Annotated in this window: 22 protein-coding genes; all 22 read right to left on the bottom strand. The window is 43.9% G+C overall.

Features of this window, described 5'->3' with window-relative positions; translation table 11 throughout:
• Positions 1-15: 15 nt before the first annotated feature.
• The 22 genes from WC676_04300 to WC676_04195 all read right to left on the bottom strand — a co-directional run bounded on the left by WC676_04300 (position 16) and on the right by WC676_04195 (position 20,165).
• The gene (locus WC676_04300; protein ID MFA5059827.1) at positions 16-1,044 is read right to left on the bottom strand and encodes a DUF4912 domain-containing protein; all 1,029 of its coding nucleotides are present in this window, start codon (positions 1,042-1,044) and stop codon (positions 16-18) included.
• Positions 1,045-1,236: 192 nt separating this feature from the next.
• Positions 1,237-1,608: a hypothetical protein gene (locus tag WC676_04295; protein ID MFA5059826.1), complete on the bottom strand. Its 372-nt coding sequence runs from the start codon at positions 1,606-1,608 to the stop codon at positions 1,237-1,239.
• A 20-nt stretch (positions 1,609-1,628) separates the two neighbouring features.
• A complete protein-coding gene (locus tag WC676_04290; GenBank protein MFA5059825.1) occupies positions 1,629-2,270 on the bottom strand; it encodes an OmpA family protein in 642 nt (213 codons plus the stop codon).
• Between the two features lie 97 nt (positions 2,271-2,367).
• Positions 2,368-3,639, bottom strand: coding sequence for an adenylosuccinate synthase (locus WC676_04285; protein MFA5059824.1), 1,272 nt, complete (start codon positions 3,637-3,639; stop codon positions 2,368-2,370).
• A 38-nt stretch (positions 3,640-3,677) separates the two neighbouring features.
• Complete coding sequence (locus WC676_04280) at positions 3,678-4,715, bottom strand: hypothetical protein (protein ID MFA5059823.1); 1,038 nt, start codon at positions 4,713-4,715, stop codon at positions 3,678-3,680.
• A 16-nt stretch (positions 4,716-4,731) separates the two neighbouring features.
• Positions 4,732-5,427 (bottom strand): hypothetical protein, encoded by a 696-nt coding sequence (locus tag WC676_04275; protein MFA5059822.1) that lies wholly within the window; start codon positions 5,425-5,427, stop codon positions 4,732-4,734.
• A 32-nt stretch (positions 5,428-5,459) separates the two neighbouring features.
• Entirely contained in the window at positions 5,460-7,043 is a 1,584-nt protein-coding gene (serA, locus tag WC676_04270) for a phosphoglycerate dehydrogenase (GenBank protein MFA5059821.1), read from the bottom strand.
• Between the two features lie 31 nt (positions 7,044-7,074).
• Positions 7,075-8,214: an alanine--glyoxylate aminotransferase family protein gene (locus WC676_04265; protein MFA5059820.1), complete on the bottom strand. Its 1,140-nt coding sequence runs from the start codon at positions 8,212-8,214 to the stop codon at positions 7,075-7,077.
• A 38-nt stretch (positions 8,215-8,252) separates the two neighbouring features.
• Positions 8,253-8,858: an ATP-dependent Clp endopeptidase proteolytic subunit ClpP gene (gene clpP, locus WC676_04260; protein MFA5059819.1), complete on the bottom strand. Its 606-nt coding sequence runs from the start codon at positions 8,856-8,858 to the stop codon at positions 8,253-8,255.
• Positions 8,858-9,751 carry a trigger factor gene (locus WC676_04255; GenBank protein ID MFA5059818.1) on the bottom strand — a complete coding sequence of 298 codons (894 nt, stop codon included), beginning with the start codon at positions 9,749-9,751 and terminating at the stop codon, positions 8,858-8,860. Before WC676_04255 ends, clpP begins: the two co-directional genes overlap by 1 nt.
• Positions 9,752-9,810: 59 nt before the next feature.
• The gene (gene lptB, locus WC676_04250) at positions 9,811-10,533 is read right to left on the bottom strand and encodes an LPS export ABC transporter ATP-binding protein (GenBank protein ID MFA5059817.1); all 723 of its coding nucleotides are present in this window, start codon (positions 10,531-10,533) and stop codon (positions 9,811-9,813) included.
• Positions 10,514-11,386 (bottom strand): LPS export ABC transporter periplasmic protein LptC, encoded by an 873-nt coding sequence (gene lptC / locus WC676_04245; protein ID MFA5059816.1) that lies wholly within the window; start codon positions 11,384-11,386, stop codon positions 10,514-10,516. The genes lptB and lptC overlap by 20 nt, the downstream gene beginning before the upstream one ends.
• Positions 11,383-11,898: an HAD hydrolase family protein gene (locus WC676_04240; GenBank protein ID MFA5059815.1), complete on the bottom strand. Its 516-nt coding sequence runs from the start codon at positions 11,896-11,898 to the stop codon at positions 11,383-11,385. The genes lptC and WC676_04240 overlap by 4 nt, the downstream gene beginning before the upstream one ends.
• A gap of 4 nt (positions 11,899-11,902) precedes the next feature.
• A complete protein-coding gene (locus tag WC676_04235; protein MFA5059814.1) occupies positions 11,903-12,862 on the bottom strand; it encodes a KpsF/GutQ family sugar-phosphate isomerase in 960 nt (319 codons plus the stop codon).
• A gap of 18 nt (positions 12,863-12,880) precedes the next feature.
• On the bottom strand, positions 12,881-13,705 hold the full coding sequence (gene kdsA / locus WC676_04230; protein MFA5059813.1) for a 3-deoxy-8-phosphooctulonate synthase: 825 nt from the start codon (positions 13,703-13,705) through the stop codon (positions 12,881-12,883).
• The gene (gene kdsB / locus WC676_04225) at positions 13,702-14,445 is read right to left on the bottom strand and encodes a 3-deoxy-manno-octulosonate cytidylyltransferase (GenBank protein MFA5059812.1); all 744 of its coding nucleotides are present in this window, start codon (positions 14,443-14,445) and stop codon (positions 13,702-13,704) included. Before kdsB ends, kdsA begins: the two co-directional genes overlap by 4 nt.
• Positions 14,446-14,447: 2 nt before the next feature.
• Positions 14,448-15,482 (bottom strand): D-glycero-beta-D-manno-heptose-7-phosphate kinase, encoded by a 1,035-nt coding sequence (rfaE1, locus tag WC676_04220; GenBank protein ID MFA5059811.1) that lies wholly within the window; start codon positions 15,480-15,482, stop codon positions 14,448-14,450.
• 51 nt (positions 15,483-15,533) lie between these two features.
• Complete coding sequence (gene waaF / locus WC676_04215) at positions 15,534-16,568, bottom strand: lipopolysaccharide heptosyltransferase II (protein MFA5059810.1); 1,035 nt, start codon at positions 16,566-16,568, stop codon at positions 15,534-15,536.
• Positions 16,569-16,599: 31 nt separating this feature from the next.
• Entirely contained in the window at positions 16,600-17,073 is a 474-nt protein-coding gene (locus tag WC676_04210) for a PilZ domain-containing protein (GenBank protein MFA5059809.1), read from the bottom strand.
• Between the two features lie 12 nt (positions 17,074-17,085).
• Positions 17,086-18,069 carry a glycosyltransferase family 9 protein gene (locus WC676_04205; GenBank protein ID MFA5059808.1) on the bottom strand — a complete coding sequence of 328 codons (984 nt, stop codon included), beginning with the start codon at positions 18,067-18,069 and terminating at the stop codon, positions 17,086-17,088.
• Positions 18,044-19,075, bottom strand: coding sequence for a lipopolysaccharide heptosyltransferase II (gene waaF, locus WC676_04200; protein MFA5059807.1), 1,032 nt, complete (start codon positions 19,073-19,075; stop codon positions 18,044-18,046). Before waaF (WC676_04200) ends, WC676_04205 begins: the two co-directional genes overlap by 26 nt.
• A complete protein-coding gene (locus WC676_04195; protein ID MFA5059806.1) occupies positions 19,062-20,165 on the bottom strand; it encodes a glycosyltransferase family 4 protein in 1,104 nt (367 codons plus the stop codon). Before WC676_04195 ends, waaF (WC676_04200) begins: the two co-directional genes overlap by 14 nt.

Below are 20,165 nucleotides of genomic sequence, written 5' to 3'. Positions count from 1 at the left end.
AAAAATGCCGTTATCTTAACGGGTCTCTTTTGAAACGATGGGAGTAATACAACGGTGGTCTGTGCCGTCATTAGACCAGGCTTCAACGGGGATTGTCTGTTTCCCGTCAGGCAATGCAAAACGAAGAGAAAATGTTCCATCTGGGTTAAGCTTTAAATCTTTCCCGCAGACAGTAACGCGCGCGTCCGGCTCAGTCGCTCCATACACGATAAGCTCTGTATTAACAACAAGCCAAAACGGCTTTTTCCCTTCTGTTTTAAATCGGCGAGGACTGCTGATTGAAAATAATCCCGGAGAACCCATAGGAAGCTTTAAGCGTTCCAGCCAACCTTTTCCGGTAGGAGAATTCGGACCGAACCCAAATCCTAGACCATAAAGCCGGGCGAACATCTCATCGGGGATCATCCATTCTTCATCCATGACCCAAGACGGGCCGTCTAGAGGAGTCGTGACAACATTTGATCGGGCGATCATGATAAATGTGCCGTTTTTAAGCAGAAAACCAATATCAATGCACCAAGAACGTCCTGGCTCCGCGATGTCAACGTACCAGCTTCCGGATTCTAAATTAACATCAATGTCAAAGAAACGGTGCGCATTAGTTCCGTTAAAAATAATGTAGCTAATGTCATAGACTCTTAGAACTAACCGCGCTCCATGAAAATCATTGCCAAAGCGGCGACGGATATCATTGACGGTCGAATCTTGCACTTCCCAATAGCTATGCAACCACCAGGGGTCACGCACCTGAACAACGATTTTGTCTTCGTAGTATTTTTGAGGTAGTTCGGTAGAAAATTGCGGAACTGTTTCTGTCTTGAGGCCAACACCGGTGTAAAACTTTGTTCCGGAAACTTTTTGTTGCGATGAATTAAGCGAAGCGATCTTTGCCCTGAGGCGAGCCGGCTTACGGTCAACCAAACCCACTGAAACCTTCTTTAACTTAAGCAGCTTTTTCTCAACAATCTTTGCTACAACTTTTTTTCTGACTACCCTGTCAGCCGCTTTTACCTTTTTACTAACCACCGTCTTTTTTGTGGCCATGTTTGTCCCCCTCTTGGCTTTTTCTTGTGTCCGATATTTTTCTAACGCGTATCGACTAGTAACTTTTCCTTTCAAAAATGACTTATTCTATATTCTTTCCTAAGTAAAATGGGGGATCGTTTAATCCCCCATTTTACATCAATCACTTTGTCAGAAAATCAACAATTCATCATACGATCGAACATACGCTCTTTAAGGCGTTTGAGCTGGGGGTTGCTGCGCTTGATCCGAGGCGGTCAGTGCCTCATTTAATTGCTTTTGCAATTTCTCGTTTAAAACCGCCATTTTTTCTAATTCGCTTTGAAGCCCAGAGATCTTTGCCCGCTCTTCATTTAAAACAACTTGCGTGCTTTGGACCTTTTCTTTTGTATTGGCTGCTTCTGACTCAATGGCTCGCAACTTTGACATGGCCTTTTCTAATGACTCTTCCGCGACCATGCGGCTATAGCGTTCTTGATTAAGTTCTTTTTTGCTTTTATCAACAGTTTTCCCTGAAAAAACAAAGATCAACAAGGAAATAAAAAGCAAGAAGACGCCTAAAACCAAAGCTTTATTTTTCATCATCATCCCGCCAAAAACTTAAATTATTTTAAGTTCTCGTTTGAAGAATTTTCATCAGCCGACTTTTTTGTTGCGTTCGGCAAAATCACAATTTCTACACGGCGATTTTTTTGCCGTCCTTCAACAGTATCATTAGAAGCTACGGGGTGATATTCACCAAATCCCGTCGCTGAAAGCCGCATAGGCTCAATACCTTGGCTATCCGCTAAAAAGTGAAGAACGCTCATCGCGCGCGCTGCCGATAATTCCCAGTTTGATTTCCAACCTGAGTATTTGATCGGAATATTGTCCGTATGCCCTTCGACACCGACTTTAAGATCGCGGACAGTCGTTTTCAAAACATCCGAAACCTTCTCTAGTGCCGCTAATGATTCCGGTTTTAATTTTGCTTTTCCGGAATCAAACAAAACTTCTGCCACAAATGTGATGACCAAGCCTCGCTCCATCATATCGACCGACACTTGTTTATCGGCGATTTCTTTTCTGAGCCTATCTTCCAGCTCGGCTTTTGCTCTTTCTAATTCACTTAATTCATTTTTTAACTGTGAGATCTTTTCAACATCCGTACGGCGTCCTTTTTGAACAATGACCGTACACCCCGCCAACATTGAACCCACCAAAATGGCAACCGCTAGTATCGAAATAATTCCTTTAAACTTAAACATTCCATCCTCCTTTTTCAGTACCCCAAATTAACATAAGCCAAAATTAAAGTCAAGATTTTTCTCTAAGCAACACAACGAGTTACGATAAGTTGGCTTATTACCGATTAATGATCTCATCTCGCTTTGACCCAACCGAAATACACTTAATTTTAACGCCCAAAAGGTCCTCAAGCCGTTCTAAATAACGCCTGGCATTTAAGGGAAGCTTGCTGTAACTTCGAATATTGGTAACCGGAGTTTGCCAGCCATCAACTTCTTCATAAACCGGTTTAGCTTTGCTTAAAACTTCAAAATCAAGAGGAAAATCCCGGTGGATCTTTCCCTTATATCGATAACCGGTACAGATCTTGATTTTCTTAAGATGGTCCAAGACATCCAGCTTCATAATGGCTAACTCTGAAAATCCGTTAATGGCCACCGCATATCTTACTAAAACGCTGTCAAACCATCCGCAACGCCTTGGACGCCCTGTTGTCGCCCCAAATTCTTTTCCGCGCGCTCGAATATCCGACTCCAAACCTTCGGACAACTCCGTCGGAAACGGCCCTTCACCAACGCGCGTTGTGTAGGCCTTTACGACAGCAATGATCTTGCCGATCTTAGTCGGCGCGACACCGCTTCCGGAACAAACACCCCCGCTCGTTGAATTGGATGAAGTCACAAAAGGATACGTTCCAAAATCGATATCCAGAAAGGTTCCCTGAGCTCCTTCGAAAAGAACGGTTTTTCCTTTGTCGATCTCCCGATTTACAAACAAAGCTGCGTCACAGATATATTCTTTAAGCTTTTTTCCATAATCGAGATATTCATCATAAATTTCTTTGAATCGAAAATCAGAACGGCCGAAAACCCGCTTAAAGATCTCATTTTTCTCGGTCAAATTATCTTCTAATTTTGCTTTTAAAATAACTGGATTTAAAAGATCAACCATGCGAATACCGCAACGCGCAACCTTATCGGCATAACAAGGCCCGATGCCGCGGCCAGTTGTTCCTATTTTATTTTTGCGCAGTGACTCACGAAGCCCATCTAGAATGCGATGATACGGCATCACCACATGCGCGTGGCCAGAGATCTTAAATTTTGTTTTGTTGATCTTGACACCGCGCTTAACCAGTCCTTCTGTTTCCTCTAATAAGGCTTTAGGATCAATGACAACACCGTTTCCGATCACGCACACTTTTTCATCGCGCAAAATTGCCGACGGTAAAAGATGAAAAACATACTGTTCTTTTCCGACGATAACCGTATGCCCGGCATTATTGCCGCCTTGATAACGCACGGTAATATCTTTATCACGCGACAAGATATCGATAAGTTTGCCCTTGCCTTCATCGCCCCACTGAGCACCAACGACCACAATATTCATAGAAATTTCCTTAAAAAATTGAGGTTAATCCTTAGCTGTTATTCGCTTTTCTGTGCTGCCTCGCTTGCAACCGGTTTTTTCTCTAAAGTCTTCATTAACTCTTGCGCAGTTGTTTTATCATTCGCGCCAAAGATCTCAACATTGTCCATCAAAAAAAGCGGCGCGTAAGAAACTTGCAGCTCTTCGGAAAATTTTACCTTCTCCGCAAGAAGAGCGTTAGCTTCGCTACCGCGCGCGCACTGCTTTACCTTGTCCGTATCCGCCGGTTCGCCCTTTAAACAATCATCCCACCAAAGGCTTCCAATATCATTAGCACGGCACGCTAAATAATCCCAGGATCTTTCGGGATAATATTGATCCACGCAGGCATAAATTTTATTTTCATTTAACTCGCGTATGCCGGCAGGACTGACGACCTCGTTTGTTTCCGGATTTTTTGACCCAACCAAACGCACTTGAAAACGAAGGCCTTCTTTTTTCTGATCCATTAATTCCTTGCCAACCTTAAGCAATCTTGCCGTATCAGGGTGGGTGATAAAGATGAATAGGTCCAGCTGATCGGCTTTTGGTGTTCTTCCCCAAAAATACGAAACTCCGGAAACAGCCGGCTTTACATAATAATAATCTCCGACGAGCTCAACAGACTCTGCAATTTGCGCGAAAATAGGGTCTTCCCCGACTTCCTTCGATAAAATATATGCCGGCATCAATTCGATCTTGGCATCATTGATCATCTTAACCGCACGCTCGCTATCAGCGGGAAGATATTCGACGCTTAGCGCCGGAAAAATGTTTTTTAACTGATTGACCACAGGCCCGGTTAAGCAAGTGCGGCAATCATTAGGAGTAACCACACACAAAGTCGCCTTAACCGTCTCCAGAAAAACGCATGCCGAATTCGCTTGCCCGGGATTTTGACAAAGCCCGCGCATATCAGTTTTTTGGCAATCCATATCCGATTGACAGCGGGCTTTTCCCATTCCCGGTCCCGCGACGGGAGCAGGAATTTGCGCAAAAAGCATTTGCCCAGCGCTTAAAAAAATACACGCGGCAATGATGATTTTTGTTAGGCGCATACGATCTCCTTGTCTTTTAAACAAAATTAAAAATAACAACTAAGCCTAATCCTAAAGCCAAAAATAACGCGGCAAAAATACTTCTAATGATAAGCGCCTGGGCCATAACTACTGCCATCATCCGTTCCAGCTTAAGAATGATAAAGATCAAGGCCGAAATAACCGTTATCGGAACAAGATAAGCAAGGCTGTAGACCAATAGATATACAAACGCGCTATCCATTTGATTTTGCGCATTTAAAACATAAAAGATAACCGGAAAATAGAAATGTCCGACGGCAACTGTCCCTAAGAATGATACAAAAAAACCGCTGGCAATAACAGCCGGCAAGATCTTCTTTGAAAATAATTTTTGCCCTTCGCCCAAAACAAGCGATTTGATGATCATTGCCTCAGGTGTTTTCTTTTTTGCTTTTATCCAATCATGGGCATTGATCGCGCCAAAGATAAGCGCTAAAAATCCCATCAAAAGATATAATGTTTTTGAAAGCGCATAAAGCACCGCTGAACTATAAAGTTCCTTTAAGGCGCCCAAGCCCGAGGCAAAACAACCCGCCCATAGAGACGCCAACAAAAGAATTCCCGCTAACGTAATTTGTTTTTGCTTGTATCCTAAAAGAAGGAGCAGCGACACCCAAAAAAATAAAAGCGTCAGTGCGCACGGATTGCGCCCGTCCATAAGCCCGGTTTGAGTAAAAGGAGAGAAATTCATTTTAAAAACCGTTTTAAACTGTTTTTAAAGCATTAAACTTTGATCAGCTTAACAAACAAAATATCTTTTGTTTTGCGCAGCTTATCTAAAACTTTTTCGGAAACTTCGCTGTCCACATTGACAACGCTAATGACCAACCCGCCTTGTTTTTCCCGGCCAAAAGTAATGCTGGCAATATTAATGCTGTCTTGGGCCAGGATCGTTCCAACGGCACCGACGATGCCGGGACGGTCACTATTATTAATAAAAAGCATATACCCGTTGGGAGTCGCCTCAACGTAAATATTATTCACCTTAACAATGCGCGGTTGCATATTGCCAGATAAAGTTCCCCAAAGGCTGAATGTTTCTTTATCGGTCACCACTTCCATTTTGATCAGATTAACGAATTCTTCTTCGCTGTGAGATTGAGTTTCTTCGACTTTAATAGCACGTTCGCGAGCCACATCAATGGCGTTCACAAAATTAACCGTCTCCTCTAAGATCGGCCACAAAAGCCCATAAACCAAAGACATCGTGACCGGAGCATTTTTATATTTTGTCATTTCTCCGGCATAAGTAACTTTGACTTCATTGATGCGCCCGTTAATAAGCTGGCCGGCAAACTTTCCCATACGCTGTGCCAGATTAATATACGGCTCTAAAACTTTATAGGATTGCGCGTCAACTGACGGAAAATTCGCGGCATTGACAATTCCCTTGCCTAATAAAGCATCCCGAACGGTTTCGGCGATCTCTACGGCCACATTGACCTGAGCTTCGGATGTTGATGCGCCTAAATGCGGCGTCACAACACAATTGTCAAATTTAAATAACGGCAAATTGGGGTCGGGCGGTTCTTTTTCATAAACGTCCAAAGCACAGCCGGCGATCTTGCCCGCTTCTAACGCGCGCGCCAAAGCCGCTTCGTCCACAATACCGCCGCGGGCACAATTGATAATGCGCACGCCTTTTTTCATCATGGCAAATTGCGCATCGGAAATAAGATGTTTTGTTTCCGTGCTTTTGGGTGTATGGATCGTAATATAATCGGCTCGCTTGATCAAATCGTTTAATTCCACAACTTCGATCTCCATTTTTTTGGCAACTTCCATGGAGATAAAAGGATCATACGCAATGATCTTCATCCCGAATCCTTTGGCCATACGTGAAACTGTTGAGCCGATGCGCCCCAAACCGACGATCCCTAATGTTTTTCCGTAAAGCTCAACACCGTTGAACTTATTGCGTTCCCATTTCCCGCTTTTCATCGACGCATATGCTTGAGGGATATTGCGGGATAATGATAAGATCAAGCTCATCGCATGCTCGGCGGTTGATGTCGTATTTCCGCCGGGCGTATTCATCGCCACAATGCCTTTTTTGGTGGCGGCCACCAAATCGATATTGTCCACGCCGACACCGGCGCGGCCGATAAATTTCAATTTATCGGCCGCGCTGATGATATCCGCCGTTACAGTCGTTCCGCTTCGGATGATCAGCGCGTCATAATCTTTGATGATCGCTTTAAGCTCGTCGGGCTTGATCCCGTATTTGCAGTCAACCTGGAATTCTTTGACATCTTTTAGAATATTAACGCCTTCATCGGCTAGCTTATCGCTAATAAGGATTTTCATTTCATGCTCCTAAAGTTTTTTAATTTTCTTTTTAAGAATTTAATACCTTTTGTGCCGCCGCAACGCCGGCTCCTAATTCAAATTTATAGCCCATTTCTTTTAAGACTTTCTCCAAGCACGAGATCCCGCTTAAGACATCATATTCGTCCACGCAGCCCATATGGGAGATGCGAAAAATCTTTCCCTCCAACTCCGCTTGGCCTCCGGCAACCGTAATGCCATGGGTATCGCGCATTTGCTTGACCAGCTTTTTCCCATCGATACCGGACGGAATATTAACAGCGGTCACAACACTGGACACACAAGATTCATCCGGAAAAATCGTTAAGCCCAATGCCTTAGCGGCTTCGCGGGCGGCTTTTGCCATTTTCGCATAATAAACGAATAACTTTTCGATGCCAACACCGCGCATCAACTTTAAACTTTCATTTAAAGCGATGATGATGCCAATGGCCGGCGTAAACGGCGTATCGGTTTGATCCCAGGCTTTTTTAGCTTTCTTTAAACTGAAATAATACTTTGGTGTCTTAGATTTTTCGATCAACTCCCAAGCCTTTTTGCTCACGCTGATAAACGCCAAGCCCGGCGGAAGCATCAATCCTTTTTGCGAACCGGTCACCACAACATCCACTGACCAATTATCTGTCTGCAAATCGGTAACGCCAAGTCCGCTGATAGCATCAACCACTAAAACCGCGCCGGTTTTCTTCACAACTTCCCCAAGCGCTTTGATATCGGTCGCGGCGGCGGTTGATGTTTCGCATAACGTGACAAAAACCGCTTTAATGTCTTTATTTTCAGATAAAACCTTTTCAATTTCCTTAGCCGAAACAGCCTTACCCCACTCGACTTTCATGACTTTTGCGTCAACGCCATAAACCTTGCAAAGCTCGGTCCAGCGTTCGCCGAATTTTCCGGCTTCTACGGTAATGGCTTTATCGCCGATCGAAAGTAAATTACAAACCGCCGCTTCCATAGCCCCTGTTCCCGACGATGTTAAAATAAAAACATCATTTTGGGTTTGAAAAATATATTTAAGCCCTTCCGTTGCCTCCTTTAGGATACTTTGGAACTGCGGCGTGCGATGATGAATGATCGGTTTTCCTAATGCTTCGCAAACCTGAGGAGGAAGTTGTGTGGGGCCCGGGGTCAAGAGAAGATTGCGTTTCATTTCTAAAAATTCCTTTCTTTCAATCAATTATTTTGAGTTTATGCTTTCTTTGGATTGATGATCACTTCGTCGATAAGACCATACGCTTTGGCTTCCTGCGACGACATAAAATAATCTCGGTCGGAATCTTTCTTGACCTTGTCCAAAGACTGTCCGGTATGTTTTGCTAAGATCGAATTAAGATCCTCTTTAAGCCGCATGATCTCTTGGGCTTGAATAGAAATATCACTCGCCGCACCCTGAACGCCGCCCCAGGGCTGATGGATCATCATACGCGAATACGGTAAAGCATAGCGCTTTCCTTTTGTTCCGGCTGTTAGCAAAACCGCGCCCATACTGGCGGCTTGCCCCATACAATACGTACAAACATCGGGTTTTACAAATTGCATCGTATCATAGATAGCCAAGCCTGCCGTCACCGATCCGCCCGGAGAATTAATGTAAACATTGATATCTTTTGTTGCGTCTTCCGACTGCAAGAAAAGCAGTTGAGCAATGATCAAATTAGCGACAACATCGTCAATGGCCGTTCCGATAAAAACAATTCTGTCTTTGAGCAATCGAGAATAAATATCATACGCGCGTTCGCCGTGCCCGCTTTTTTCCACCACAATAGGAACTAACATTTGCATTTTTTCATCCATTATTTTTCTCCTTCCCACTTGGCTTCTTTAAGTAAAAATCCCATGACTTTATGAAAAGCATTTTCATTTTCCGTAACTGAAATATTCTCCAGTTCGGCGATCTTATCAAGGATGAAGTATACCTTAACATCTTTTTCAGATACCGCTTCTAGATCCTTACGCATCTCGTCAAGCTTTTTGTCGATGTCTTCTTTTTTCTGGCCATGCTGTTCAAAATGGCGCCGGTTTTCCGAAAGGCGGTAATCAACTTGTTTTTTGACGGCAGTTTGGGGAACAGAAAGCTGCGCGTTTTTTAGCAAATATTCAACGACTTGATTTTCTACATCCAAACGGTTTTGCCGGTCTTTATCAACTTCCATTTGGCGTTTTAAAGAATTTTTAAAATCGTCAAGGCCAACGTAGCCTAAGCCCCGCGCAAACTCATCATCAATGGTTAGCTCTTTTTCTTTGCCTTGCCCTTTTTTAAAGAATTCAAAAGTTTTAGCGATCTCTTCTTCGGTCACGGCGGAACTTTTCTTTTGAATAGGAATACCCTTATAATCTTTGATCTTTACATCAGGCTTAATATCTAATTTTGCCGTAAAAGAAACGGTCCCGTCTTTAAAAGAAACATCTTCGATCTCCGGAAGATCAATAGGGGCAAGCTTTTCGTTTTCAACCGCTTCACGATAAACCTCGGGGATGATCTTTTTTAAAGTTTCTTCTTGGGCCAGCTTGCTATAATTAGATTCGATCAAATGACGAGGAGCTTTTCCCGGGCGAAAGCCTTTGATCTTGGCTTCTTTGCCGATATCCACATAAATTTCTTCGAGTTTTTTTGAAACACGATCTTTAGAAATTTGGAACTTTAATTCGCGTCTGGTCGCGTCAATCTTCTTTACTTCGACTTTCATTTTAAATATCTACCCTTCTGTTTGATGTTGTTGAATAAAATAACTTCCGGGCGAAAAATTTACATCGTAAATTTTTCGCCTAAATAGATCTTTCTGGCACCCGGATCATTGATCAATTGTTCCGCTGTCCCTGAAATTAAAACTTTTCCATCGGCGATCAAATATGCACGATCCGTGATGGAAAGTGTTTCCCGCACATTATGGTCCGTCAAAAGAATCCCCAGCCCCTTGTTCTTTAATTCCCGGATGATCTCTTGCGCTTCCGCCACCACGATCGGATCAATGCCGGAAAAAGGCTCATCCAACAGGATAAATGACGGATTGGTCACTAAAGCACGCGTGATCTCCAAGCGCCGTCTTTCTCCGCCGGAAAGCGTGTACGCCTTGCTATTGGCAAGATGCGCGATATTCAGTTCTTCTAAAAGCGCTTCTAATCTTTTCTTGCGCTCGCGAGGGCTGATGTTGAGCGTTTCTAAAATGGCCATGATATTTTCTTTAACCGTTAGCTTGCGAAAGACAGATGGTTCCTGCGCCAAATAACCTATCCCTAAATGACATCGTTCGTGAATTGCTTTTTTGGTAATATCCGCCTGGTCAAAAATGATCTGCCCTTCATCGGGCGTAATGATCCCGACAGCCATATAAAAGGTTGTTGTCTTTCCGGCGCCATTGGGCCCTAAAAGCCCGACGATCTCAGAGCGGCGTACCGTAATGCTAAGCCCGTCAACAACCCGGCGTCCGCCGTATGTTTTAACTAAATTTTTAGTTTCCAGAAGATACATCAGATTCCTGTCCGGGAAGAATATCCTTTGTTCCCTCGCCGCCCAGCATATCGCCGAAACCTTCTCCTTCAGTAAATAAAATAAGTTTCGGCTGGCCCACTAAGGTCAGCTTTTGCTGCTGCGCGTTATAAATAGCTTTCTCGGAATACGTCGTATTTTCTCCCTGAATAATGGAAACATTCCCGGTACAAATCATTTCTTTGATCTGTCTTGAAACATTATCAAAGAATAATTCGATTTTGTCCGCCATTAATTTGCGGCCCGCATCAATGGCAACGACATTATTATTAAAGACAGCCTTCTGGCTTTCGTATTCAATTTCCAACGGCCCATCACAGGTGATGGTGATCGTCCGTCCGGCGCCTTTGGGCTCGGTGTTAACTGTTACCGTAACATCCTTTTCCATCTGAGCTGTCTTCAAACCAGGATGCCCTTCAACGCCCGTGCCCGTCGCCGTCATTCCTTCCTGCGTTAAAACAACGTCATCTTTCGTCTTCACCAAATCTTTATCCCGGTGCCAGTCCAAAGAATCCGTTGTCATCTTAGCGCCGCCTTCGGTGGTGATCACGACATCATCTTCCAAATGCATTTGGCCGCTCACCCTATCCAAATTTCCCCTTTGAGCTGTTAAATGCATCTGCTCATCCCCATAAGCATTGGCAACGATATTCGTCAACTTGATCATGCTGCCGATCATATCCGCCGTATCGCCTTTAATATCCCAGGCCTTTTTGTTGCCTTCGGAATAGCCGACCAGATCAAATCCTTCAAATTGCTGAGGAGTTTCTTCCGCATGAATGATCATGCCGCTTAGAAGAAAAATGAAAAACGTGACAAGGATTTTTTTCGTCATGATTGATACCGCTTTAAAACATCCGGCCATCGGCCTTGAGTTTTCAGGATCAACTCGATCACTTCCCGAACAGCTCCTTTGCCGCCGGATTTTTTCGTAACATAATGCGCTGCCTTTTTTACTTCCGCAACGCCGTTAGGAACAGTGACCGCAAAACCAACTTTTTTTAAAACCGGCAGATCCGGCAGGTCGTCCCCGACAAAACAAACTTGATTATCTTTTACGCCAAAGTGACGCAACATTTTTTTATACGCATCCATTTTCGGATACGCATCCTGATAAACTTTATCAATATTCAAATCTTTAGCGCGAAGTGCAACAACCTTTGACGCGCGCGCCGTGATAATGGCTGTTTTATACCCTAGCCTTTTGAATAAAACTAAACCAAACCCGTCTTGAACATCAAAGAATTTTGTTTCTGTGCCCCGGCTATCGAAAATGATACGCCCATCGGTTAGAATACCGTCCACGTCCAAAGCTAGAACTTTGATCTTTTTAATACGTTTGTCCATGAAATTAAACCAATCCGGCTTTTAGCAGATCTTGAACATCCAGAAGCCCAACAGATCTTCTGGCGCGGTCAACAACGGGAAGTTCGTCGATCCTTTTATCTTGCAGAATTCGAAAAGCCTCAGTGGCAAGCTTTTCTTTTTGAATAGTGATCGGATTTTTCGTCATCACATCTTTAACCTTGCGTAAAGACAATAAAGGGTCGGTCTTTAAATGCCGCCGCAAATCTCCATCAGTAAAAAGCCCCACTAAAACACCTTTTTGATCAACCACGCATGCCGATCCGCAACGGGCGCGCGTAATCGCCAACAAGACATCATTCACAATCGTATTTTCCCGTACTTTTGGATAATTATTTTTTGCGCGCATAATGTCTTCAACTTTCAGCAAAAGCCTTTGACCTAAACTTCCGCCAGGATGATAGAAAGCAAAATCTTCCTTTTTAAATCCTTTGCGGTCAATAAGGCAAGCCGCCAAACAATCTCCCATGACAAGTGTGGCCGTGGTGGATGCCATCGGCGCAAGCCCTAAAGGACAGCCTTCTTTTTGGACGGCAACGTTTAAGACAACATCACTATATTTCGCTAAATTTGATTTCGGATTTCCGGTAATGGCAATTGATTTTGCCCCGATCTTTTTGATCGCCGGTAAAAGCCTTTTTGTTTCTTCGGTTTCTCCGCTATGGGAAATAAGAATGAGGCAATCGTTTCTTGTCACCTGCCCCAAATCACCATGCAAAGCTTCGGCGCTGTGCATCCACATACTGGGAGTTCCCGTCGAGGAAAGCGTGGCGGCGATTTTCCGGCCAATGATACCGGTTTTTCCCATACCGGTCACAATGACCCGCCCGCGGCATTTGAAGATCAGGTCAACCGCGCTCAAGAAATTTTTGTCAATGCGCCGCGCAAGGCCCACAATAGCTTTCGCTTCAGTATAAATAACTTGTCTGGCTCTTTGTATTGACATTGCAACCACCTGTTTTAATTATCTTTTTTTAACAATACGATCAATGGCTTTGAGATCGATCAAAAGGTTTTTTAAGTTTTCCAGTGGCAACATGTTGGGTCCGTCCGATAAAGCCTTCGCCGGCTGAGGATGGACTTCCATAAAAATAGCCGCGCAACCGGCCGCAATGGCACAACGAGACAAAAGCGGAATGAATTCGCTTTTCCCTCCCGAAGCTTTTCCTAATCCGCCGGGCTGCTGAACGCTGTGCGAGGCATCAAAAACAACCGGATATCCCGTTTGCTTCATGATCGCAAGCGCGCGAAAATCGCTCACCAGATTATTGTAGCCAAAGCTCACCCCGCGTTCGGTTAAAAGGATCTTTCGATTTCCCTGGCGTTCAACTTTTTTGACCGCTTCTTTCATATCCCAAGGCGCTAAAAATTGTCCTTTTTTGATATTGATGACTTTTCCGGTTTTCGCGGCCGCAAGCAATAGATCCGTCTGGCGGCAAAGAAAAGCCGGGATCTGGATCACATCGAGAACTTCCGCCGCCTGCTCCATCTCATCGACAGAATGAACATCACTCAAAACAGGAATTCCTAATTTTTCTTTCACTTCTTCTAAGACGTTCAAACCTTCCGTCATACCTAATCCGCGAAACGACGCGATAGACGTTCTATTGGCTTTATCATAGCTAGCTTTAAAAATAAGCGGGATATTAAGCGCCGCTGTAATTTTTTTGATCGCGGTCGCGGTCTTAAAAACTAATTCTTTGCTTTCAATAACGCAAGGCCCGGCGATCAAAACAAACGGCAAGTCATTACTGATCGTAACACCGCCGATTTTTATCGTTTTATTCATGACAGCCTCTGACTTTTAAGGAATTCCTCGACGCGGACAACGTCTTCCTGAACATCAACGCTGATCGTATCAAATTTTGTTTCCACGGTTTTGATCTTGTAGCCGGCTTCTAAGGCGCGCAACTGTTCAAGCTGTTCGGCCTTTTCTAAACGGGATTTTGGCAAATTCTTAAAGGTAAATAAAAATTCTTTACGATAACCGTAAATTCCTAAATGTTTATAATACCCAATTTCTCCGATGGGAATTTTATTTCGATTATACGGAATGGTTGAGCGCGAAAAATAAATAGCGTATTTATTCTTATCAATAATGGCTTTGACAATGTTAGGGTCGGCTAATTGGGCTTCATCCGTCAGAGGCTTGATCACGGTTCCCATAACACACTCTTTATCATCTAGCAAAAGTCGCACCAGATCATCGATCATGCTCGGATGGATCAAGGGCTCATCGCCTTGGATGTTCACCACAATGTCAACATCCAAAGGATTCACGACTTCGGCGATGCGGTCAGAGCCGGAGGTGTGGTCTTTAGATGTTAAGACGGCGTTGGCGCCAAATTCGACGGCGGCTTTTCGAACGCGTTCGTCGTCACAGGCGATAATAACATCATTAAGAAGCTTGCTTTGTTTGGCTCTATTCCAGACATGCCAGATCATAGGCTTGCCGGCCATCTTGATCAACACCTTAGCTTCCAATCTCGTCGAACCGTAACGCGCCGGAATAACGCCTATAACTTTCATTTTTAATCCTCGTGATGCTTAACAGCAGATAGTAATTCTTCTTTAGTAACAACAACGGCACCCATTTTTCCGACCACAATACCGGCGGCATAATTGGCCAAATGCGCGGCTTCTAATTTGCTGGCGCCCGCGGTTAAACTTAGCGTAAAAACCGAAATAACCGTGTCCCCGGCACCAGTCACATCAAAAACTTCTCTGGCTTTTGTATTAATATGAACGGGTTTTTTTCCTCTTTCAAAAATACGCATTCCTTGTTCGCCAAGCGTAATTAATAGTGATTGCAGATTTAAAAATTTTAAAAGTTCTAGGCCGGCGAGATCAATATCTTCATCCGTCTTTAATGTATCGCTATAGACCGCCAGGCGCCGTCCGGCATTTTGCGTCAGTTTAATATTACGAATCGCATTTTCTGTTTCTTTTTTATTGGGAGTAATTGAGGTTACACCGTTATAAAAACCAAAATGTTCAACCTTGGGGTCAACAGTGATAATTTTCTTTTTTTGAATGGCTAAAGAACAAATTTTCCCGACGACATTAGAGGTAATAACGCCCTTACCATAATCGGAAAGGATCACGGCGTCAAAAAGCTTGATATTGGACTTAATAAATCCTAGTATTTTGTCTTCGATGTGAAAATTTTCTGGGCCAACCGCTTTTTCCCTATCTAACCGAAGAACTTGCTGATGATGGGCAATGATCCTTGTTTTAAGTGATGTAACACCGGTTTTATCCGTTACAATACCCTTGGTGTTTATCTTTTGTTTTTTAAGCTCACTTAAAAGAACGCGCCCTTGCGCGTCTGCGCCAATTTTCCCCACCAAAGATACTTTGGCTCCCAAACTACTTAAATTATTGGCGACATTGGCCGCACCACCAGGCTGATAAGCAGATTTTCCCTGTTGAAGCACGATGGGGACAGGCGCTTCCGGAGAAATGCGTGAAACGCTGCCGCGGATATACTCGTCTAAGATAAGATCACCAACAACGAGGATATTTTTCCCTTTAAATTTCGTAATTATGTTATTGAAACGGCTCATGTTAGAACTTTTTCCTTAAAACAGGATTAACAAATTCAAGCGCCAATTCTATCACAGTTTAAATTGGGCGTCAACAGCTTCCAAAACGTCTCCAGGCTGAAGTGCTTTCAGGCATTCAAAATCAATGCGGCAGTTATGCGCAAGACAAATTTCACAACCAACTTCTTTGTGTAAAACAATATCCTTAGGACCTAAGGGTTTCCAGCGGGTTGGGCTTAAGCCGGCCTGGTTACGGCCAAAAATAGAAATAACCGGCAAACCGACTGCGCAAGCCACGTGAACCGGCCCGGAATCATTCGAGATCAAAAGACGGCACTTTTTAAACAATGCAGCAAGCTGGCCGATCGACGTCTGGCCTGTTAGGTCAATGACGGAAGAATGAACGCAAGAAAGAATCTTTTGTGAAATTTTTTTTGTATCCTGATCGCCGACCAGCACAACTTTTGCGCCATATTTTGAAACAACTTGATCGATCACATTCGCAAATCTCTGTGCCGGCCAACGCTTAGAAATACAACTTGCCCCGGGATGGATAGCGATCAGCTCACCTTTTTCAATACCTTGTTTCTTCAAAAAGTCATCTGCCCAGCGCACCGATCCCTCCGACACGACAATCGAGAGCTTAAGATCGACCGGTTCAACACCGATAAACCGCAAAAGATCAAGGCAATACTGAGCCTCATGGCGCGTGCCTTCAATTCTTTTATCTTCAACGCCCTGCGTTAACAAAAATCCGCCTTTTTTATTTTTATATCCTAGGCGATGAGGAATTCCGGCATGAAAACATAAAAAATTGGTCCGTCTTTTTGTATGAAAAATGATGGCTAGGTCGAATTTCTTCCGGCGCAAAAATAAAACAAGCTTCCAAAATCTCCAAAAACCTTTTTGAAGGCCTTTGCGGTCATCGACAATGATCTCATCAATATGGGGATTTCCTTCAACGATCTCTCGGGTCTGCGGCGCAACTAAAATGGAAATTTTTGAACTCGGAAAAGCCTTACGCAGGGCCTCCAAGGACGGAGTTGTCAATACAACGTCTCCGACCCGGTCGGTGCGCACAACAAGGATATTGCGGTAGGTTTTCATAACTAAGATCGCTATACACTGCTAACAGCACTTAAGATTTCTTTATTTTCTCTATTAAAGTCTTAAAATTCCCGAAAATAGATTCAAGGACAAGGCTCCACATGATCTTATTCGCCGAGTCGTAAAAAACTGTTTCCGTCACAGGCTTTCCATCCACCACAACGATCTTAACGCCTGTATCAAACACGGTTTCATTTTTGGCGTTAACAAAGGGACGCGACCAACGCACTTCTCCTTGCATAGGGACAGGGTCTTTTTGTCCGGGCAAATAGACTTCGATATCCAAGAAGACGCCCTTGTCCAAGCTTCGGTCGCTGGTAAAACATAATCCCTCGACGCTGACATTTTTGCTGAGCGCCGAATATTTTTCAGCCGGCCTGTTCTCGCTTTTTTGATCAACAACCTGATACCGGACTAACGTTGCCAGATCATAGGTCACTTGAAAAAAGATCTTTATTTCCGTTTCATAGCGGTCAAACTTTCTCTTTTCCTCGAACTCGCTCATAAAAAAGTTCCTTTATACAGTGTTGGTAAGAATTGCTTCAGCCTTTTTAAAAACTTCATCTGCTTTGACACAACGCATGACCTGCTGGTTGTCCGTTGAATCGGACTTTTTATCAAGAGGAAGAAAAGATGACGGCTTAACAACATGATGTTGGGAACTCCACGGCCCGTATTTCGCCGGATCTGTGGGCCCAAAAATAGCAACCGTCGGGATATCTAAATAACTCGCCAAGTGCATAACCCCGCTATCATTGGCAATAATGAACCGCGCTTGGCTTAAAACCGCCGCCAACTGACGCAATGTTGTTTTTCCGCACAAAAGAAGCGACGGGTTTTTCATGATGGCGGCGATCTCTTGCGCAAAACTTCTATCCGAATCATCGCCGACAAAAATGACCCTCATGCGATGCTTTTCAATGAGCTGGTCGCAAACTTCAGCGAACCCTTCCTTGGTCCAACGTTTATTATGATTAGCCGCGCCCGGGCTGACAATAACATTTTTTTCTTTCGGACAAGAGGACAAAGAAAGGACATCCCGCGCAAATTTATCTTCGGCCTCAGCGATAAAAAGGGCGTGTCGCTTCTCAGCTTCACTAGAAAAAGAGAATACGGACCTAAGACGATTAAGGTGAGATTGTTTTTTATGAAGAATTTCATTGCGAGAAAAGTTTAAAGGCGTTCGATACCGTGCGCCGATCAGAAACGGAATGGCTGTATTGCGCAAATCGACCGCCAGGTCAAAATTCTCACCGCGCAGTTTCCAAACCCATTTGATCTTACTCATAACGGAATCGTGTTTTTTAAAAATGTGGATGCCGGAAAAATGTGGATTACCAACTAAAAGTGGTTCAGCCTTGGGGCCGACAACAACATGAAGCTGGGCAGAGGGAAAATGTTCCTTCAAAATATCCAAAACCGGAAATGTCAAAATAACATCTCCGATATTGCTAAGAGAAATAACTAAGATCTTCTTAATTTCTGATTTTTCGAATTTCATCCATCACCTGATCAACGCTAATTGACTTCATGCAAATATTATCCGGGCATTCCAGGTAATAACAAGAAGACCGGTTGCAGGCGACATCGTTTTGAATGATCGCTGCCTGCCCTTTTCCTCGCGGGCCGGTTATTTCCGGCCGCGTGGGGCCAAAAAGTCCAATGACCTTCGTCTTCACGCTTGCGGCCAAATGCATCGGACCGCTGTCCGCCGAAACCACTAAAGAAACTTTGCTCATTAAAGCTGATAATTGCTTTAAAGTCGTTTGCCCGGTTAAAATAAACGGCTTTTGTTTTGCTTGCCGCACAATATCGTTAACAAGATCAACATCTTTGGGCGCGCCGGCCATGATAACTTTTGCCCGAAGCTCAGACGATAATCGATCGATAAGAGCGGAGAATTTCTCTTTGGGCCAACGCTTAAGGTCCCAGTTGCCGCCAGGGTTAATGATCACCGTAAAATCACCGCGCCTAATCTCTAAGCGTCTTAACAGATCTTCGGCAAACGCATTGTCAGCACTTGAGATTTGTAGATCATATGTTCTGTCTAGAGCGGGAATGCCAAAGGATTCAATAACATTCAAGTAATGATCTAAGCGATGGACAACTCCCGGCAACGGCTTAACACAATGCGTCAAAAGAAAGCCTCTGTTTTTTGCGTCATATCCGACGCGAGTTGGAATTCCGGCTAAATAAACTAACAATGCTCTGGTGAGCGACCGATGCAGCAAGAAAGCGATATCAAATTTTCTTTTTCTTAACTCAAAGATCAAAACAAGCTTACTCCAAAAACTTTGATGCCGGCCTTTCTCATCAAAAGGAATAATGTCATCGATGCAAAAATGGTTTTCAAGAATTTCTTTCACCCGAGACGGAGCTAAACACGCAATGCGCGCTTGCGGATAGGTTTTCTTTAAGGCTTTAAAAACAGGGATGGAGAATATCACATCCCCCACCCAGTTGACGTTAACCACAAGAATATTTCTTACCGCTTTATTTTCTTCCATAGATCAGATTTTCATAAATTTGGCATGTATGCTCGACCATGGCTCTTTGAGAGAATTTATTTTCAACATTCTTGCGCGCGGCTAATCCAACTTCTCGTGTTTTAGCCATATCAGCGACCAGATCAAAAAGCATAGCTGCTAATGCATTAGCATCGCCGGGCGGGACAAGAAATCCTGTTTTTCCGTGTTCGATCAAGGTCGGCAGCCCTCCCACGTCGGATGCAATGACCGGCAATCCAACCGCTTGAGCCTCCATCGCCGAAAGGCCGAAACCTTCCTGGGTGGACGGCATGACAAAAATATCAAAGACCGGCAAGATATCCGCCGTCTTATTGACCACCGGATAAAAATAAACATGATTTTCCAACTTTAAATGGATCACCATTTTTCTGAGTACATTTTCTTTAGGGCCCTGCCCCACAATAAGAAGCCGGGCTTGAGGGATCTTCTGAACTACCTGCGTCATCGCCGAAATTAATGTATCGTGTCCTTTTACATCGACAAGGCGGGCGATATTGCCGATAACAGGCCCCTGGCCTAAATGAAGTTCCTGCCGTTTTGCCTGACGCACCGCTTCATCAATAGGAGCAAATTCATCGAGATCTAATCCATGATGGATCAAAAAAACTTTTTCTTCGGGCACATTAAAATCATGGATCAAATGTGTTTTAACCGCTTCGCTGATAGCGACAACAGCTCGCCCCCAACACGGAAATAATTTACGCGATAAACGTTTTTTAAAAAAACCATGACAGGTTGAAATATGCGGCTTCTTCGTCAATTTACTCAGCAACTCACCCATCACTTGCGTTACGCGCGTTTGGGTATGAATGACATCAATATTTTCTTTCCGAATAAGTTTTGCAAGTTTACCTAAGGCAAAATAAACCTTTGGTGAAAGTTCGGATTTCGTATTGATATTACAAAAAATGTGCTTGGCGCCACAAAGAATAAGATCGTCCACTAGATCTCCACCGCTGGTCGCTACAAAAACATTATGCCCTTTTTGCTTCAACCCTTTTGTCAAGGTCATGATGTAGCGTGTTATTCCGCCGGCATTAAGATGTTTCGATAAAATAAGGACATTCAT

This window comes from Candidatus Omnitrophota bacterium, from assembly GCA_041649175.1.
GTDB lineage: Bacteria > Omnitrophota > Gorgyraeia > Zapsychrales > JBAZNR01 > JBAZNR01.
The sequence above is the reverse complement of the archived record's forward strand: the minus strand, read 5'-3'. Positions and strand labels throughout refer to the sequence as shown.

Excerpts from the sequence above, each read along its gene's own strand:
- WC676_04300 (MFA5059827.1), bottom strand. The coding sequence starts at position 1,044 with ATGGCCACAAAAAAGACGGTGGTTAGTAAAAAGGTAAAAGCGGCTGAC.
- WC676_04295 (MFA5059826.1), bottom strand. The coding sequence starts at position 1,608 with ATGATGAAAAATAAAGCTTTGGTTTTAGGCGTCTTCTTGCTTTTTATT.
- WC676_04290 (MFA5059825.1), bottom strand. The coding sequence starts at position 2,270 with ATGTTTAAGTTTAAAGGAATTATTTCGATACTAGCGGTTGCCATTTTG.
- WC676_04285 (MFA5059824.1), bottom strand. The coding sequence starts at position 3,639 with ATGAATATTGTGGTCGTTGGTGCTCAGTGGGGCGATGAAGGCAAGGGC.
- WC676_04280 (MFA5059823.1), bottom strand. The coding sequence starts at position 4,715 with ATGCGCCTAACAAAAATCATCATTGCCGCGTGTATTTTTTTAAGCGCT.
- WC676_04275 (MFA5059822.1), bottom strand. The coding sequence starts at position 5,427 with ATGAATTTCTCTCCTTTTACTCAAACCGGGCTTATGGACGGGCGCAAT.
- serA (MFA5059821.1), bottom strand. The coding sequence starts at position 7,043 with ATGAAAATCCTTATTAGCGATAAGCTAGCCGATGAAGGCGTTAATATT.
- WC676_04265 (MFA5059820.1), bottom strand. The coding sequence starts at position 8,214 with ATGAAACGCAATCTTCTCTTGACCCCGGGCCCCACACAACTTCCTCCT.
- clpP (MFA5059819.1), bottom strand. The coding sequence starts at position 8,858 with ATGGATGAAAAAATGCAAATGTTAGTTCCTATTGTGGTGGAAAAAAGC.
- WC676_04255 (MFA5059818.1), bottom strand. The coding sequence starts at position 9,751 with ATGAAAGTCGAAGTAAAGAAGATTGACGCGACCAGACGCGAATTAAAG.
- lptB (MFA5059817.1), bottom strand. The coding sequence starts at position 10,533 with ATGTATCTTCTGGAAACTAAAAATTTAGTTAAAACATACGGCGGACGC.
- lptC (MFA5059816.1), bottom strand. The coding sequence starts at position 11,386 with ATGACGAAAAAAATCCTTGTCACGTTTTTCATTTTTCTTCTAAGCGGC.
- WC676_04240 (MFA5059815.1), bottom strand. The coding sequence starts at position 11,898 with ATGGACAAACGTATTAAAAAGATCAAAGTTCTAGCTTTGGACGTGGAC.
- WC676_04235 (MFA5059814.1), bottom strand. The coding sequence starts at position 12,862 with ATGTCAATACAAAGAGCCAGACAAGTTATTTATACTGAAGCGAAAGCT.
- kdsA (MFA5059813.1), bottom strand. The coding sequence starts at position 13,705 with ATGAATAAAACGATAAAAATCGGCGGTGTTACGATCAGTAATGACTTG.
- kdsB (MFA5059812.1), bottom strand. The coding sequence starts at position 14,445 with ATGAAAGTTATAGGCGTTATTCCGGCGCGTTACGGTTCGACGAGATTG.
- rfaE1 (MFA5059811.1), bottom strand. The coding sequence starts at position 15,482 with ATGAGCCGTTTCAATAACATAATTACGAAATTTAAAGGGAAAAATATC.
- waaF (MFA5059810.1), bottom strand. The coding sequence starts at position 16,568 with ATGAAAACCTACCGCAATATCCTTGTTGTGCGCACCGACCGGGTCGGA.
- WC676_04210 (MFA5059809.1), bottom strand. The coding sequence starts at position 17,073 with ATGAGCGAGTTCGAGGAAAAGAGAAAGTTTGACCGCTATGAAACGGAA.
- WC676_04205 (MFA5059808.1), bottom strand. The coding sequence starts at position 18,069 with ATGAAATTCGAAAAATCAGAAATTAAGAAGATCTTAGTTATTTCTCTT.
- waaF (MFA5059807.1), bottom strand. The coding sequence starts at position 19,075 with ATGGAAGAAAATAAAGCGGTAAGAAATATTCTTGTGGTTAACGTCAAC.
- WC676_04195 (MFA5059806.1), bottom strand. The coding sequence starts at position 20,165 with ATGAATGTCCTTATTTTATCGAAACATCTTAATGCCGGCGGAATAACA.